Below are 15378 nucleotides of genomic sequence, written 5' to 3' on the forward strand. Positions count from 1 at the left end.
GCCGGCTATCGGGCCGAATCGACGACCTCTTTTGCCAGCGCGCGCATTGCGGCGAGATGGGCGGGCCGAACGAAGAACCAATACACCCGCCCCGGAAGGCCCCTCGGCAGGAAGACGGACCGCTGGGTATAGCGAGCGCCGTGACCGTCTTGCCGGGTGACAGCAATTTCGAGCCATTCCCGCCCCGGCGCCCGCTTGGTGGAACGTAGCCGCAACAGTGTTCCCGCCGTCCGCTCCTCGACCTTCCAGTCGGCCGCCCGCGCGTTCACGACGGCCTCCGCCGCCGTCCACACGTCCGCCGGTTCGGCGGCGGTCGCGGCGGTGCGCACATCGGTGTAGACGATCTCGCCCGCCCAGTCCGGGTCTGTGGGCAGCGCCTCGGCCGGTTCGGACCGCAACGACGACCACTCGGGTTCGGCAACGCCACGCGCGGCGCGTGCGAGTGCGAGTTCGACGGCCCGCCGGTAGCCGACCAAGCCGCCAGGCGGTGGCGCGATGATGTCGTCGACGTCATGGTCGCGCATCACCGCGTCGCACTCCAGCGATTCGATCAGCGGACGCGCCAGGCCGGGCGGAATCGGCGTCACGGTTCCCACCCAGAGGCTGGCGATCGTCGGGGTCAGAAATGGCAGCACAATGAGGTAGCGCCTGCCCAGTCCCGCCACATCGGCGTAGACCCGCATCATGTCGCCGTATTCCAACACGTCGGGCCCGCCGATATCCCAGGTACGGGACTTGGGGACCGGGGCCGTCGCCGCAGCGGCCAGGTAATACAGCACGTCGCGCACCGCGATCGGCTGGATCTTGTTGTGCACCCATTTCGGCGTGGTCATGACCGGCAGCCGGTCGGTGAGGTGGCGGATCATTTCGAACGACGCCGACCCCGAGCCGATGACCACCCCGGCCTGCAACACCACCGTCTCGATGCCGGAATCGATCAGCGCGTCCCCGACGGCCTTGCGCGACGCGAGATGCGGTGAGAGATCGCTGTTTTCGGGATGCAGGCCACTCAGATACACGATCCGCCGCACCCCGGCGCGCCGGGCTGCCGCCACGACGTTGCGGGCGGCGCGGGTTTCCTCGGCGGCGAAGTCCTTCGAGGTGCCCATCGAGTGGACGAGGTAATAGACCACGTCGATGCCGTCGAACACGGCGACCAGTGAATCGACGTCACCGAGGTCACCGCGCGCCACCTCGGCCTGGTGCCGCCACGGCACCTGCGCGAGCTTGTCGGGGTTGCGCGCCAACGCCCGAACGCGATGGCCCTCGTCCAGCAGCCGGGGCACCAGGCGCCCGCCGATATAGCCGGTCGCTCCGGTTACCAGGCACCGAACCTGTTCGGGCATTGATCCTCCGTCATTCGTCAGCCAGCGGGGTCTGACGAGGAGGATTACCGCATCGCAGCGCGATTAAGCGTTGCGGCCGATCACCGCAACAACTTTCAGCGGTCGGTGAAGTTGGCGGCGCGCCGCTGCTGGAAGGCCGTTGCGCCCTCGACGAAGTCCGGGGATTTCAGCAGGACCGACTGACCGTCGAACTCACGCTGCAGGGCCGGGTCCAACTCGGTGAGCGTGGCGGCGTTGATCGCCAGCTTGGTCTTGGCGAAGGCCACCGCCGGGCCGCTCAGCAACCGCGCGATCACCTTGTCCACCTCGGCGTCGAAATCGCCGGCCGGATAGACCGCGGTGACCAGGCCCCACGACAACGCCTCGGCGGCGGTCAGCCGTTCCGGAAGCAGCGCCATCTGCATGGCCCGGATCCGGCCGATCGCGGCCGCCACCAACGCCGACGCGCCGCCGTCGGGCATCAACCCGATCTTGGTGAAGGCGAGCATGAAAAACGCGCCCTCCGAAGCCAATACGACGTCACAGGCCAGGGCGATGGAGACGCCGACGCCGGCCGCTGGGCCCTGAACGACGGCGACCACCGGGTGCGGCAGTGCGGCGATCGCACGCACCAGCCGGTTGATCTCGAGGATGATCTCGTCGGGCGGAACGCCGCCGTCGGAGACGTCATCGGCGCTGATGCCCGCACCGGAGCTGAAGCCGCGGCCGGCGCCGCCTAGCCGCACCACCTTGACCTCGGGGTCGGTGGCCGCATACTCCATCGCATCCGCAATGCCGGTGATCACCGGAATGGTCAGCGAATTCAGGCTGTCGGGCCGGTTGATGGTCACCGACAACACGCCGTCGGACAGCGTGACGTCCAGGCCGGCGACTGAGGTAAGGGTGGCGAGCGCGGATGAAGGCATGGGCTCACCATAAGTGACCGGGATGCGCGGGCTTCCGGCACGGCTGCGAAGATGTCGAACGACCGGTTGTTTGGTTGCGAACGGTCAACGGCGTCAGAGCAGACGAAAGGTCGGTGGATCGTGGCTGGACCGTTGAAGGGACTGCGTGTTGTCGAGCTGGCCGGCATCGGCCCCGGCCCGCACGCGGCGATGATCCTGGGGGATCTGGGAGCCGACGTGGTGCGCATCGATCGCCCGTCCTCGGGGCCGGGCGGTGTCGCCAAGGACGCCATGATGCGCAACCGGCGGGTAGTGACCGCCGACCTGAAGTCCGACGAAGGGCGCGAACTCGTCCTCCAACTGATTGCCAAAGCCGACGTGCTGATCGAGGGCTACCGTCCCGGCGTCACCGAGCGGCTCGGCCTGGGCCCAGAGGACTGCGCCAAGGTCAACGACCGGCTGGTCTACGCCCGGATGACCGGCTGGGGCCAGACCGGACCGCGCAGCCAGCAGGCGGGCCACGACATCAACTACATCTCGCTCAACGGCATCCTGCACTCCATCGGCAGGGCGAACGAGCGGCCGGTCCCGCCGCTGAACCTGGTCGGTGATTTCGGTGGCGGCTCGATGTTTTTGCTGCTCGGCATCCTGTCCGCGCTGTGGGAGCGGCAGACCTCCGGCAAGGGTCAGGTCGTCGACGCCGCGATGGTGGATGGTTCCAGCGTGCTGATCCAGATGATGTGGCAGATGCGTTCGTCGGGGATGTGGACCGACGCCCGCGGCACCAACCTGCTCGACGGCGGCGCCCCCTACTACGACACCTACGAATGCGCCGACGGCCGCTACGTCGCGGTCGGCGCCATCGAACCGCAGTTCTACGCGGCCATGCTGACCGGGCTCGGCCTGGACGGCGCCGACCTGCCCGGCCAGAACGACGTCAGCCGCTGGCCCGAACTGCGGGCGGCGCTGACCGAGAAGTTCGGCAGTCAGGACCGCGACCACTGGGCCAAGGTGTTCGCCGACTCCGACGCGTGCGTGACGCCGATCCTGGCGTTCGGCGAGGTGCAGACCGAGCCGCACATCACCGAGCGGAACACCTTCTACGAGGTCGACGGCGGTCTGCAGCCGCGGCCGGCGCCGCGGTTCTCCCGCACCGCGCCGGAGACACCGCGTCCCGCGGCGCAGGTGGCCGACGCCGAAGCGGTACTCAGGGACTGGGTATAGTCCCAACCAACCAGTTGGCTGGACTCGAGCGAATCAGGAAGGACTCGGATGGAAATCAAAGACGCCGTTGCCGTCGTCACCGGGGGAGCGTCAGGCCTGGGCCTGGCCACCACCAAGCGACTGCTGGACCGCGGAGCTCAGGTGGTGGTCATCGACCTGCGCGGCGAAGAAGCGGTCCGTGAGCTGGGCGACCGCGCCCGCTTCGTCGAGGCCGACGTCACCGATGAGGCCGCCGTCGGCAAGGCGCTGGACGCCGCGGAGTCGATGGGCACGCTGCGCATCAACGTCAACTGCGCCGGCATCGGCAACGCCATCAAGACGCTGTCCAAGGACGGCCCCTTCCCGCTGGACGCCTTCAAGAAGGTGATCGGGGTCAACCTGATCGGCACGTTCAACGTGCTGCGGCTGGCCGCCGAGCGCATCGCCAAGACCGAGCCGGTCGGCGAGGAACGCGGCGTCATCATCAACACCGCCTCGGTCGCCGCGTTCGAGGGCCAGATCGGCCAGGCCGCCTACTCGGCGTCCAAGGGCGGCGTCGTCGGCATGACCCTGCCGATCGCGCGCGACCTGTCGCGCGAACTCATCCGCGTCGTGACGATTGCTCCGGGCCTGTTCAAGACGCCGCTGCTGGGTTCGCTGCCTGAGGAGGCGCAGGCCTCGCTGGGCAAGCAGGTGCCGCACCCGGCCCGGCTGGGTGACCCCGACGAATACGGCGCCCTGGCTGTCCACATCGTCGAGAACCCGATGCTCAACGGCGAGGTCATCCGCCTGGATGGCGCCATCCGCATGGCGCCTCGCTGAGCCGCACCGCCGTCGGACAAAACGAAAGCCCCCCGCGTCCGCGGGGGGCTTTCGTGAAAACCAGGACCATGGTTACTTGCGGAACCACCGACTGACGTTGGGTTCGGCCATTAACAGCCGTGCGAGCATGCTCATGGTCTGCCTCAGCTCGCCGCTTGCAGTTCTTCGAACTGCTCGGAGGTCTCGCCTTCCACCAGCACGTCGCCGTGGTAGAGGGCTTCGAAGTCAACTTTGATGACGTCGGCACTTGTGTCGTCGATCCACATGACACTGAGCGTATGGGCCACCATTAAGGAATCTTTGAGTCACGATTCGGAAAACCTTGGCAATTTACCGGCAAGTAGGTTGACCGGCGCCCGCGCGGCGATTTAGGCCGTGAGCTGCTTAATTACGGCACATTTTTCTGACTGGACTCTTACCGTCGGCGGGGTTTAAACGCGGCGTTGAACGCTCCAGGCACCCGGCTGCGTGCTTAAGGAGAACACTGTTCGACGCGTGCAAATTAACGTTTGTTAGGTTGCCGCGGATAAGCCAGCGGCCAGCGCAACGGGGCACGGCAGCGGAAGGGCACGACATGCTGCAAAGAATCGCCCGACTCGCCATCAGGGCGCCCCGCCGCATCATCGCGACCGCTGTGCTGGTTTTCATCGCCGCCGCGATCTTCGGGGTCCCGGTCGCCAAGAGCCTGTCGCCGGGCGGCTTCCAAGACCCGGACTCCGAGTCGGCGCGCGCCATCAACGTGTTGAGCGACAAGTTCGGGCAGAGCGGCCAGCAGATGCTCATCCTGGTGACGGCCCCCGGCGGCGCCAACAGCGAACAGGCCCGCAAGGTGGGCACCGACCTCGCCGACCAGCTGCAGAAGTCCCCGCTGGTCTACAACGTCGCCTCGCCGTGGACGCGACCTGTTCCCGCCCCTCCGGGGCAGCCCGACGAACTGGTGAGCCGCGACGGCAAATCCGGGCTCGTCGTGGTCAACCTCAAGGGCGGCGAGAACTACGCCCAGAGCAACGCGCAGACCTTGGCGGACCAGTTCATCCACGACCGCGACGGCGCCACCGTCCGCGCCGGCGGCGCGGCGATGCAGTACGCGCAGATCAACGCGCAGAACCAGGCCGACCTGCTGGTCATGGAGATGATCGCGCTGCCGCTGAGCTTCCTGGTACTGATCTGGGTGTTCGACGGCCTGCTGGCCGCGGCCCTGCCGATGGCGCTGGGCGCGCTGGCCGTCGTCGGGTCGATGACGGTGTTGCGCCTCATCACCTTCACCACCGAAGTCTCGATCTTCGCCCTCAACCTGAGCACCGCCCTTGGCCTGGCCCTGGCCATCGACTACACCCTGCTGATCGTCAGCCGCTACCGCGACGAGTTGGCCGACGGCCGCGACCGCGAGGAAGCGCTCATCCGGACCATGGCCACCTCCGGGCGAACCGTGCTGTTCTCCGCGGTCACCGTGGCGTTGTCGATGTCGGCGACGGTGGCGTTCCCGATGTACTTCCTCAAGTCGTTCGCGTACGCCGGCGTCGCGACCGTCGCCTTCGTCGCGACCGCCTCGATCGTGATCACCCCGGCCGCGATCGTATTGCTGGGCCCCCGGTTGGACGCCCTGAACGTGCGCCGGCTGGGGCGTCGCCTACTGGGCCGTCCCGAGCCGGTGCACAAACCCGCCGAGCTGGGGGCGCGCCCCCGCAAGCGGGCGGTACCCCCACCCGCTTGCGAGGGACTGTTCTGGTACCGGTCCACCAAGTTCGTGATGCGCCGCTGGGCGCCGATCGGCCTGTCCGTCGTCGCGTTGCTGTTGCTGCTCGGGTATCCGTTTCTCCGCGTCACGTGGGGCTTCCCCGACGACCGGGTGCTGCCGCCGTCGGCGTCGGCGCACCAGGTGGGCGACCAGCTGCGCAACGATTTCGCGCACGACTCGGCGACGTCGGTGCCCGTGGTCATCCCCTACGCCACCGGCCTGGGCCCCGCGGACCTCGACAGCTACGCCGCCGCTCTGTCGCGGGTTGCCGACGTGTCAGCGGTGGCAGCCCCCGGTGGCACCTTCACGGCCGGCAACCGCGCGGGGCCGCCGGCCGGGGCCGCCGGGTTGCACGACGGCAGCGCCTTCCTGACCGTCAGCAGCACGGCGCCCCTGTTTTCCCAGGCGAACGACACCCAGCTCAAACGGCTGCACGAGGTGCCCGGACCCGCGGGCCGATCCGTCGAGATGGGCGGGGTCGCCCAGGTCAACCGCGACAGCGTCGACGCCGTGACCGACCGACTTCCGCTGGTCCTCGGGTTGATGGCGGCGATCACGTTCGTGCTGCTGTTTTTGCTCACGGGCAGCGTGCTGTTGCCGGCCAAGGCGCTGGCCTGCAACTTCCTGTCCTTGACGGCGGCGTTCGGCGCGCTGGTGTGGATCTTCCAGGACGGACACCTGGGTGCGCTCGGGACGACGCCCAGCGGGACGCTGGTGGCCAACATGCCGGTGCTGCTGTTCTGCATCGCCTTCGGGCTGTCCATGGACTATGAGGTGTTCCTGTTGTCCCGGATCCGCGAGTATTGGCTGGCGTCCGGTGCCGCCCGGCCGGCAAGGCCGACCGCGAAGCAGGCCCACGCCGCCAACGACGAGAGCGTGGCGCTCGGTGTCGCCCGCACCGGACGGGTGATCACCGCGGCCGCGTTGGTGATGTCGATGTCGTTCGCCGCGCTGATCGCCGCCCACGTCTCGTTCATGCGAATGTTCGGCCTCGGCCTGACGCTCGCCGTGTTGGCCGACGCCACGCTGGTGCGGATGGTGGTCGTGCCGGCCTTCATGCACGTGATGGGTCGATGGAATTGGTGGGCCCCCAAACCCCTGGCGTGGCTGCATGACCGGTTCGGCATCAGTGAGGGTGGCGCCGACAAAACGGTCGAATTGTTCGAGCCGGCTGCGGAACCCGTCGAGCTGCCCGGGCCGGTCGGCGAACCGGTACCTAATTCCGTTTGAGGCCGACGCGGTTCATCGTTGCGGACCCTATTGTGGGGCTCATCCGAGTCGGAAGGTTCACATACATATGACAACGGTGGTCGACAACCCCTTCTTCGCGCGCGTCTGGCCGGTCGTCGCCACCCATGAAGCCGAGGCGATCCGGACTCTGCGCCGGGAGAATCTGGCCGGCCTGTCCGGCCGGGTGCTGGAAGTCGGCGCGGGAATCGGCACGAACTTTCCGCACTACCCGGACTCGGTCGACGAGGTGGTTGCCCTGGAACCCGAACCGCGACTGGCGGCCCAGGCCCGGGCCGCGGCGGAGGCGGTACCCACGCGCGTCGTAGTGACCGGCGAGAGTGCCGAAACGTTCAGCGGCGGCGAGCCATTCGACGCGGTGGTGTGCTCGCTGGTGTTGTGCTCGGTGCTCGATCCCGGCGGCGTGTTGCGGCGCCTGTATTCGCTGCTGCGGCCGGGCGGGGAGCTGCGCTATCTCGAGCACATCGCCAGCGCCGGTGCGCGGGGGCGCTTGCAGCGTTTCGCCGATGCGACGCTGTGGCCGCGGCTGTTCGGCAACTGCCACACGCACCGTGACACCGAGCGCTCGATCATCGAGGCGGGGTTCGAAATCGACACGTCGCGGCGGGAATTCACGCTGCCGGCGTGGGCGCCGATGCCCGTCTCCGAGCTGCTGCTCGGCCGCGCGCGCCGGCCCTGACGGCCGGCCCGTCAGTTCAGCAGCGCCGGCAGCCGCTGCAGCAGACCGGGCAGAGCCTCGCTGGCCGTTGCACGCATGCTGATCGTCACGCTGTCCGACAACGGCGTGACCTCCGGATTGACCTCGATGACCGCGGTGCCCCGGGACAGCGCCAGCTCGGCCAGCCCGGCCGCCGGATAGACGATCGCCGAGGTCCCCACGACCACCATGACGTCGGCGGCCTCGGTCGCCTCGACGGCACGCTGCCACGGCCCGTCGGGCAGTTGCTCACCGAACCACACGATGTCGGGCCGGATCAGCCCGCCGCAGTGACACACCGGGGGCTCCACCTCCAGCGTCGGTTCGGGCATCGCGGGCAGCGCACCGGAATAGCCCGTACCGCAACGCGCACAACGGAATTCGAACAGGCTGCCGTGCAGATGGTGAACCGACCGGCTGCCTGCGCGCTCGTGCAGGTCGTCGACGTTCTGGGTGATGACGCTGACCTGGGCGTCGTCTTGCCAGGCGGCGATGGCCCGGTGACCCGCATTCGGTTGGACGTCGGCGACCAGATAGTGACGCCACAGGTACCAGCCCCAGACGCGCTGCGGGTTGTCGCGCCACCCCCGGGTGCTGGACAGCTCGTAAGGGTCGAAGCGGGCCCACAATCCGTTCTTGTCGTCGCGGAAGGTCGGCACACCGCTCTCGGCGGAGATCCCCGCGCCGCTGAGCACCGCTACTCGCATCCCACCAAGATAGCCGGGGGTGGGGGATACTGGACGGGTGGAGCTGGGTGACTGGTTGAAGGTCGACATGAAGGCGGGCAAGCCGTTGTTCGACCAGCTCAGGACGCAGGTCATCGACGGAGTCCGGGAGGGTGCGCTGCCGCCCGGCACCCGCCTGCCGACCGTGCGGGATCTGGCCGGCCAGCTCGGCGTCGCCGTCAACACGGTGGCGCGCGCGTACCGCGAGCTGGAAAGCTCCGCCATCATCGAAACCCGCGGGCGCTTCGGCACTTTCATCGCCCGCTACGACCCGACCGACGCCGCGATGGCGGCCGCGGCCCGCGAGTACGTGCGGGTTGCGCGCGGACTGGGTTTGGACAAGGCCGATGCGGTGCGCTACATCGAGGCGGTACCCGACGAGTGACGGATACTCGGCGAGCGTCGAAACCCGTTGCTACACCGTCATTTTGCTAGCGGGACCTCAGCGCAACACCTTGTCCAGCGTGCGCAGGTTGCGCGTCGTGGTCGACGACTTGTACCGCGGCTTACCCATCGTCTTGCCGATGCGGCTGTCCAGCGTGCCGCCCTTGGGAACCTGCCAGTAGATGACGCCGTCGCCGCGACGAACCTTCTCGTCGGGGCCGGCGTCCAAGGCCTCCGCGGCGAGCTCGTCCAGCACGGCCGGGTCGGCAACGAACGTGACGTAGGACTGATAGCCGTCGAGCTCACGCTCGAACGGGTAGGCATCGACCACGGCGCGCACCGTGTCGATGTCGTAGGCCAGCACCCACGCGTCGTAGCCGAACCGGTCGCGCAACGCCGCTTCGGCCTTCTTGCGCACCGAGGCCACGCCGGCGGTCGAGTCCAGCAGCACGTTGCCGCTCGCCAGGATGGTCCGGACCCCGGTGAAGCCCGCCTCGGTCAGCGCGGCCGCCACCTCGGCCATCTTGAGGTTGACGCCCCCGACGTTGACGCCACGCAGAAACGCCGCGTACTTGGTCATGCCCTGATTCCACCAGGTCGGCCGCGCGGCAAATATGCCGGGCCGCCCCGGCCGTCCGCGACGTAGGCTTTCGTCATGGGACGCCAAGTCTTCGACGACAAATTGCTGGCCTTGATCAGCGGACACTCCCTCGGGGTGCTGGCCACCATCAAGCGCGACGGGCGGCCGCAGCTCTCGAACGTGAGCTATCACTTCGACCCGCGCAGCGTGGCGATCCAGGTGTCGATCACCGAGCCGCGCGCCAAGACCCGCAACCTGCGCCGGGACCCGCGAGCCTCGATCCTGGTCGACGCCGACGACGGCTGGTCGTACGCCGTCGCCGAGGGCACCGCCGAGCTGACGCCCCCCGCGGCCGCGCCGGACGACGACACCGTCGAGGCGCTGATTGCGTTGTATCGCAACATCGCCGGTGAACACCCGGACTGGGACGAATACCGGCAGGCCATGGTCACCGACCGGCGGGTGCTGCTGACGCTGCCGATCTCGCACCTGTACGGGATGCCGCCGGGCATGCGGTAGCCGCGCCGCCTACCGAACCGTTTCGGCAAACCCGGGCTAGGCTGCCCCTATGGCTGAATCGAATGCCCGGCAGGGTTCCAAGTCCTCGGAGCCTTCGGGGGCCGCCGGATCGCACGAGTCGGACGACGACACCAAGCGCAAATTCCGCGAAGCCCTGGACCGCAAGATGGCGAAATCCGCGAGCGGGTCCGACCACAAGGACGGCGCCGGCAAGCAATCGCGGGCGCACGGCGCGGTGGGAAACCGCCGGGAGTTCCGCCGCAAGAGCGGCTGACGGATCGCTGGCGAAACATGCCGTGCGCCAGGATGTTTCGCGTGCCTCAGCCTTCCGGCACGGTGAACCAGCCGATCGAGGGGTCGGCCTGGCCGGGTTGGCCGCGCAGGCTGCCGCGGGTGCTGGGGTGTTCGAAGTTCACTCGGGACGGGTCGTTTTGGTGTGCCCAGTCCGCCACGATGGTGCGTTGACTGAATTTCCAGCGGCCGTCGTGTTTGGTGTACGTGTCCAGGTATCGCCCCCCGATGATGACGTCGATGTCGTGCTCGGGGCCGGCGAATGTGTGAAACACCAGGCAGTAAATCTCACCGCGCGCCGTGTCGCCGTCGACCACGAAGTTGGTGGTGGTGATGTTGTGTTGGGAGACACGCACATACGGTTCGGCCGCTTGTAGTTGCGCGATGAACTGTTCGACCCCGCCGATCGAAAACGAGCCGTGCGAATCGGTCGCCTCCGGGTGGTACAGGCTGCGCAGCGTGTCGTAGTCGGCGCGGTCGACGGCGCGGCAGTAAGCGTTGACGAGCTGATGCAGCTCGTCGCGCGCCAGCATCAGCGCCAGCTTGCCCTCATCCGCCACCACGCCACGATAACGCGGTCATTGCTGGTGAGTAGTCTTGCGACCTATGGGTCCCCGGTCCCAGGATGTTGAGCGGAAGGAAGATCGTTGACGGTGAAAATTTGTCTCGCCCAAGATCCTGAGGCCGACAGGCTGCTGGACGAGAATCCCTTGGCGCTGCTCATCGGGATGGTTCTCGATCAGCAGGTTCCCTTCGAGACGGCGTTCGCCGGGCCGAAAAGGATCGCGGACCGGATGGGCGGCCTCGATGCCGCCGAAATCGCGGACTACGACCCCGACAAGTTCGCCGCGTTGTGCTCGCAAAGGCCTGCGATACACCGCTTTCCGGGGTCGATGGCCAAGCGCATCCAAACCTTGGCGCAGATCATCGTGGACCGCTACGACGGCGACGCCGCCGGATTGTGGACCGCCGGTGACCCCGACGGAAGCGAGCTGCTGCGGCGGATCAAGGGACTGCCCGGATTCGGCGACGTCAAGGCGCAGATCTTTTTGGCACTGCTGGGCAAGCAGTACGGCGTGACGCCGAAAGGCTGGCGCGCGGCGGCGGGGGATTTCGGCAAGGCCGGTGCGCACATATCCGTCGCCGACATCGTCGACGCCCAGTCGATGGGGAAGGTGCGCGCGTACAAAAAGCAGATGAAAGCAGCAGCCAAAGCGGTGAAGTAGCAGGTCCACAGAAAGGGAAGGGCGACAACGTGAAGACGCACCTAACGTGTCCGTGCGGCGAAGCCATCGTCGGCAAGGACGAGGACGAACTGGTCGAGCTGACCCAGGCTCACCTCGCCAGCGTTCATCCTGGCCTCGAGTACGACCGCGACGCCATCTTGTTCATGGCGTACTAGCGTCCGCCTAACGCGAATGCGCGTGCCCCCGGTCGGGGACACGCGCATTCAGGGCGACGAGACGGTTGCGGCGCCGGTCCGTTACGGCACCACCGTCGAGCCGATGGTGGGCAGGAACTGGCACTGCTTTTCCTTGGTGGTGACCTGCCCGAAGATCGTCGACATGATGCTGCCCGAGCCGGTGTCGACGATCGCGCTCAAGGTGGTCGGACCCTCCGGGTTGATGTCCGGACGCGGCTGCAGGGCGACGGTGCCCGACTTGCCGGTGGTCAGGTTCACCCAGGTGACGTTCAGCGGCAGCTTCTGCACCTCGGCGGGTCCGGGCGTGCCGACCGCGGTGAATACGTAGGCGGTCTGGCCGGGTCCCGGGCCGGGAGCGGGAATCTTGGCCGGCCCCGCCACCGACAACGCGGTGGCGATGGCGCTGGTGCCGTCCGCCAGGCAGTTGGTGCCGATCGACGGGTACATGAAGTCCTGCGTGGGCGGCGTGTCAGGGCCGAAACCCGGGGCCGCCGCCGCGGGAGCGGCGTCGGGCGCGGGAGCCGGTGCCGGCGCGGGTGCCGGGGCGGCCTCCGGTGCGGGTGGGGCCGCCGGTGGTGCTGCGGCCGGGGCGGGTGGCGCCGGGACCGCAGCCGCGACCGGCACGTTGACCGGTTGGGCGGGACCCGGTGCGGCGGGTGCCGCGTCGGGCGCCGGACCGGCCGCGTGCGCCGGGTCGATGCCGGCCGGCAGGTGCGCCTCGGGCGCGGGTGCCGGAGCAGGTGCCGGAGGGGGTGCGGGTGCGGCAGCAGGTGCCGGAGCGGGTGCGGGTGCGGCAGCGGGTGCCGGAGCGGCTGCGGGTGCGGGAGCCGCCTCGGGGGCCGGAGCGGCGGGTGCCGCCGCAGGGGCCGGGCCGGCCGCGTGGGCGGGGTTGATGCCGGCCGGCAGGTGGGCTTGTAAACCGGGTTCCACCCCCGCCGCGGGCACGTGTTGCGTCGGCGCGCCGGGTTCGGCGACGAACTGATTGACTGCGGCCGCAACGTTTTTCGACTCGTTGGGCGTGCTCGGGTTGTGCGCGAAGGCTTGCGCTGCGGCCATCAGCAGCTGTGTCGCTTGCTGCGGGTCGGAGGCCGCTTGCTGGATGAGCGGGCTCAGCTGCGACAGGGCAGGCAGACCCGGCAGTCCTGCGGCCGCATTCGGTTGCGGTGTCGGCTGCGGCGCCGCCGGGTCGGCTGCCGCGCTCGGGCAGAGCCCGAACGCGACAGCCGATGCCGTGACGACAGCGGCCAAACCTTTGGACAGATTCCAAGTGGTTGCCACGGTGTGTGTCCTCCGGTTATCAGTAGTGGTTTAGCCGTTTACGAAAACTGATCAGGGCAGGGCGGCCAGCAGCGGCGCTGCCGGTCCGGCGGGGCTGGCCGCCGGCGCGGGTGCCGCCGGTGCCGCGGGTGCGGCCGGAGCCTGACCCGAAGCGAGCGCCGGCAGATCCTGCGGGAGCGTCACTTTCGGAGGCACACTGACCGGCAGGCCTGCCGGCATCGCCGGCATGTTGACCTGCGCCTGCGGAAGCTGCGGAGCCGGCGGAGTGGCCGGTGCCGCCGGAGCAGACAGCCCCGGGATCGCGGGCAGGCCCGGGATCGACGGAGCGGACGGTGCGGCGGGACCCGCAGCCGCCGGCTGCGCCCCCGTCAGTCCCTGGATCATCCCCGGAATACCGCCGGTCGCCGATGACGGCGCGGCCGGGGTCGCCGACTGCGCCAGCCCCGGAAGGAAGGGGTTGGCCGCCGGAGAAGGCACCTGGGCGGCGGGGCTTGTCGGCGCGGTCAGTCCGGGGATCGACGGAAGACCCGCCGCCGGAGCCGCCGCGGTTGCCGGAGCGGTGGCCGCCGGAACACCCGGGAAGCTGATGCCCGGAGTGGCCGGAGCCGCCGGCGGCGTGGCGCCGAGTGCGGTCGCGAGGTTCTGCAGGATTTGCGGTGCGTTGGCCGCCGAACTGATCAGCTGCTGCGGAATGTTCGGCAAGGCCGGGGCCGGCACGGGGTCGGCGTGGGCGATACCGCCCGTCAATAGCGCTGCGGACGAACCGACCACGACGGCGGCTGCACGCATGTAAGTCCAGATGGTTGGCATGACTCTCCCTGATTGATTGATTACAGGTCCGGCGCTGAAGTTACTTTGATGCAGATGGGACTCAAGTGACACGTGTGGCATTTATGAACTCGTTACTGATACGAGTGAGAAGGGTGACCGAACGGGCGAAAACGGCCCTGCAGGAAGCTGAGTGGGGACCGACGAAGCCGCGGCGCGTACCCCGCTCGCTAAAGTCGGGCGGATAGACACCACCTCGGCCGCTCCGGCGGCACCCAAGCCCCAGCGGTTGGCGAGTCTGCTTCAGGCGGCCGCGCCGACGCTGCTCATCGCGAGCATCGCCGCGCGGCTGGCGTGGACGTATCTGGCTCCCAACGGCGCGAACTTCGTCGACCTGCACGTGTACCTCGGCGGGTCGGCCGCGATCGACCACCCCGGCACCTTGTACAGCTACGTCTACGCCGACCAGACGCCGGACTTCCCGCTGCCGTTCACCTACCCGCCGTTCGCGGCGGTGGTGTTTTACCCATTACACCTGTTGCCGTTCGGCGTCGTCGCCTTCCTCTGGCAGATCGCCACCATGGCCGCGCTGTACGGCGCGGTCCGGCTCAGCCAGCGCCTGATGGGCGTGGCCGCCGGCGCCGCGGACCGGCGTGTCGCGATGTTGTGGACGGCGGTCGCCATCTGGATCGAGCCGCTGCGCAGCACATTCGACTACGGACAGGTCAACGTGTTGCTGATGACCGCGGTGCTGTGGGCGGTCTACACCACCCGGTGGTGGCTGTCGGGACTCCTGGTGGGCGTGGCCGCCGGCATCAAGTTGACGCCCGCGATCTCCGGTGTCTATCTGGTCGGCGCCCGCCGGTGGGGTGCCGCGGTGTTCTCGGCGGTCATTTTCGTTGCCACCATTGGGGTTTCGGTCTTGGTCGTCGGCGATCAAACCCGCTACTACTTCACCGACCTGCTGGGCGATGCCCATCGGGTGGGCCCCATCGCCACCTCGTTCAATCAGTCCTGGCGCGGCGGCATTTCGCGGATCCTGGGCCACGACGTGGGCTTCGGCCCGCTGCTGGTGGTCGCCATCGCCGTCACCGCGGTACTGGCCGTGCTGGCCTGGCGCGCCCTGGACTCCGCCGATCGGCTGGGCAGGCTCCTGGTGGTGGAGCTGTTCGGGCTGCTGCTCTCACCGATTTCGTGGACCCACCACTGGGTGTGGCTGGTGCCGCTGATGATCTGGGCGATCCACGGCCCGGTGCGCGCGCTGCGCGCAGCGCGCATCGTGGGCTGGGGTTGGCTGGCGCTCACCGTGATCGGCGTGCCGTGGTTGCTGAGCTTCGCTCAACCGACCATCTGGCAGATAAGCCGGCCTTGGTACCTGGCGTGGGCCGGGCTGATCTACATCGTGGCGGCGGTGGCGACGTTGATCTGGATCGCCGCCAGCGGCAGCCGGGAGACCCAGTAGACGGGCCCGG

General features: G+C 68.6%; 18 protein-coding genes. 10 read left to right on the forward strand and 8 right to left on the reverse strand.

Annotated features, from left to right (window positions below):
* Positions 1 to 5: 5 nt before the first annotated feature.
* Complete coding sequence (locus MTY59_RS15475; RefSeq protein ID WP_221041930.1) at positions 6 to 1346, reverse strand: DUF2867 domain-containing protein; 1341 nt, start codon at positions 1344 to 1346, stop codon at positions 6 to 8.
* Between the two features lie 95 nt (positions 1347 to 1441).
* Positions 1442 to 2251 carry an enoyl-CoA hydratase gene (locus tag MTY59_RS15480; protein ID WP_221041931.1) on the reverse strand — a complete coding sequence of 270 codons (810 nt, stop codon included), beginning with the start codon at positions 2249 to 2251 and terminating at the stop codon, positions 1442 to 1444.
* Between the two features lie 120 nt (positions 2252 to 2371).
* Between MTY59_RS15480 and MTY59_RS15485 the strand changes: the two genes are divergently transcribed.
* The gene (locus MTY59_RS15485; protein WP_221041932.1) at positions 2372 to 3454 is read left to right on the forward strand and encodes a CaiB/BaiF CoA transferase family protein; all 1083 of its coding nucleotides are present in this window, start codon (positions 2372 to 2374) and stop codon (positions 3452 to 3454) included.
* Positions 3455 to 3502: 48 nt separating this feature from the next.
* Positions 3503 to 4255 (forward strand): 3-hydroxyacyl-CoA dehydrogenase, encoded by a 753-nt coding sequence (locus tag MTY59_RS15490; RefSeq protein WP_221041933.1) that lies wholly within the window; start codon positions 3503 to 3505, stop codon positions 4253 to 4255.
* Between the two features lie 143 nt (positions 4256 to 4398).
* Here MTY59_RS15490 and MTY59_RS27700 read toward each other — a convergent pair whose 3' ends face one another.
* A complete protein-coding gene (locus MTY59_RS27700) occupies positions 4399 to 4521 on the reverse strand; it encodes a hypothetical protein (protein WP_085981634.1) in 123 nt (40 codons plus the stop codon).
* 308 nt (positions 4522 to 4829) lie between these two features.
* On the opposite strand from MTY59_RS27700, the gene MTY59_RS15495 reads away from it, so the two are divergent.
* The gene (locus tag MTY59_RS15495) at positions 4830 to 7223 is read left to right on the forward strand and encodes an MMPL family transporter (RefSeq protein ID WP_221041934.1); all 2394 of its coding nucleotides are present in this window, start codon (positions 4830 to 4832) and stop codon (positions 7221 to 7223) included.
* Between the two features lie 67 nt (positions 7224 to 7290).
* A complete protein-coding gene (locus MTY59_RS15500; protein WP_221041935.1) occupies positions 7291 to 7920 on the forward strand; it encodes a class I SAM-dependent methyltransferase in 630 nt (209 codons plus the stop codon).
* Positions 7921 to 7931: 11 nt separating this feature from the next.
* Here the strand turns inward: MTY59_RS15500 and MTY59_RS15505 are convergent, their stop codons facing one another.
* A complete protein-coding gene (locus tag MTY59_RS15505; RefSeq protein ID WP_221041936.1) occupies positions 7932 to 8645 on the reverse strand; it encodes an NAD-dependent deacylase in 714 nt (237 codons plus the stop codon).
* Positions 8646 to 8682: 37 nt separating this feature from the next.
* Between MTY59_RS15505 and MTY59_RS15510 the strand changes: the two genes are divergently transcribed.
* Complete coding sequence (locus MTY59_RS15510) at positions 8683 to 9048, forward strand: Rv1152 family transcriptional regulator (RefSeq protein WP_007776412.1); 366 nt, start codon at positions 8683 to 8685, stop codon at positions 9046 to 9048.
* 57 nt (positions 9049 to 9105) lie between these two features.
* On the opposite strand, the gene MTY59_RS15515 is transcribed toward MTY59_RS15510, so the two are convergent.
* Entirely contained in the window at positions 9106 to 9627 is a 522-nt protein-coding gene (locus MTY59_RS15515; protein ID WP_221041937.1) for a DUF1697 domain-containing protein, read from the reverse strand.
* A 75-nt stretch (positions 9628 to 9702) separates the two neighbouring features.
* Here MTY59_RS15515 and MTY59_RS15520 point away from each other — a divergent pair, with 75 nt between their 5' ends.
* Positions 9703 to 10146: a PPOX class F420-dependent oxidoreductase gene (locus MTY59_RS15520; RefSeq protein WP_065056034.1), complete on the forward strand. Its 444-nt coding sequence runs from the start codon at positions 9703 to 9705 to the stop codon at positions 10144 to 10146.
* A gap of 49 nt (positions 10147 to 10195) precedes the next feature.
* Positions 10196 to 10420, forward strand: a complete 225-nt coding sequence (locus tag MTY59_RS15525) for a DUF5302 domain-containing protein (protein WP_221041938.1) — start codon at positions 10196 to 10198, stop codon at positions 10418 to 10420.
* 46 nt (positions 10421 to 10466) lie between these two features.
* Here the strand turns inward: MTY59_RS15525 and MTY59_RS15530 are convergent, their stop codons facing one another.
* Complete coding sequence (locus tag MTY59_RS15530; RefSeq protein ID WP_221041939.1) at positions 10467 to 11000, reverse strand: nuclear transport factor 2 family protein; 534 nt, start codon at positions 10998 to 11000, stop codon at positions 10467 to 10469.
* Between the two features lie 90 nt (positions 11001 to 11090).
* On the opposite strand from MTY59_RS15530, the gene MTY59_RS15535 reads away from it, so the two are divergent.
* Both MTY59_RS15535 and MTY59_RS15540 read left to right on the forward strand, forming a co-directional pair.
* Positions 11091 to 11663 carry an HhH-GPD-type base excision DNA repair protein gene (locus MTY59_RS15535; protein WP_221046464.1) on the forward strand — a complete coding sequence of 191 codons (573 nt, stop codon included), beginning with the start codon at positions 11091 to 11093 and terminating at the stop codon, positions 11661 to 11663.
* Between the two features lie 29 nt (positions 11664 to 11692).
* Entirely contained in the window at positions 11693 to 11839 is a 147-nt protein-coding gene (locus MTY59_RS15540; RefSeq protein ID WP_007169078.1) for a hypothetical protein, read from the forward strand.
* An 81-nt stretch (positions 11840 to 11920) separates the two neighbouring features.
* Here MTY59_RS15540 and MTY59_RS15545 read toward each other — a convergent pair whose 3' ends face one another.
* Positions 11921 to 13138, reverse strand: coding sequence for an Rv1157c family protein (locus MTY59_RS15545; RefSeq protein ID WP_221041940.1), 1218 nt, complete (start codon positions 13136 to 13138; stop codon positions 11921 to 11923).
* Between the two features lie 51 nt (positions 13139 to 13189).
* Complete coding sequence (locus MTY59_RS15550; protein ID WP_221041941.1) at positions 13190 to 13948, reverse strand: hypothetical protein; 759 nt, start codon at positions 13946 to 13948, stop codon at positions 13190 to 13192.
* Between the two features lie 151 nt (positions 13949 to 14099).
* Here MTY59_RS15550 and MTY59_RS15555 point away from each other — a divergent pair, with 151 nt between their 5' ends.
* A complete protein-coding gene (locus MTY59_RS15555) occupies positions 14100 to 15368 on the forward strand; it encodes a mannosyltransferase (RefSeq protein WP_221041942.1) in 1269 nt (422 codons plus the stop codon).
* Positions 15369 to 15378: the final 10 nt, after the last annotated feature.

It is taken from the genome of Mycobacterium senriense (assembly GCF_019668465.1).
In the GTDB taxonomy this organism is placed as follows: domain Bacteria; phylum Actinomycetota; class Actinomycetes; order Mycobacteriales; family Mycobacteriaceae; genus Mycobacterium; species Mycobacterium senriense.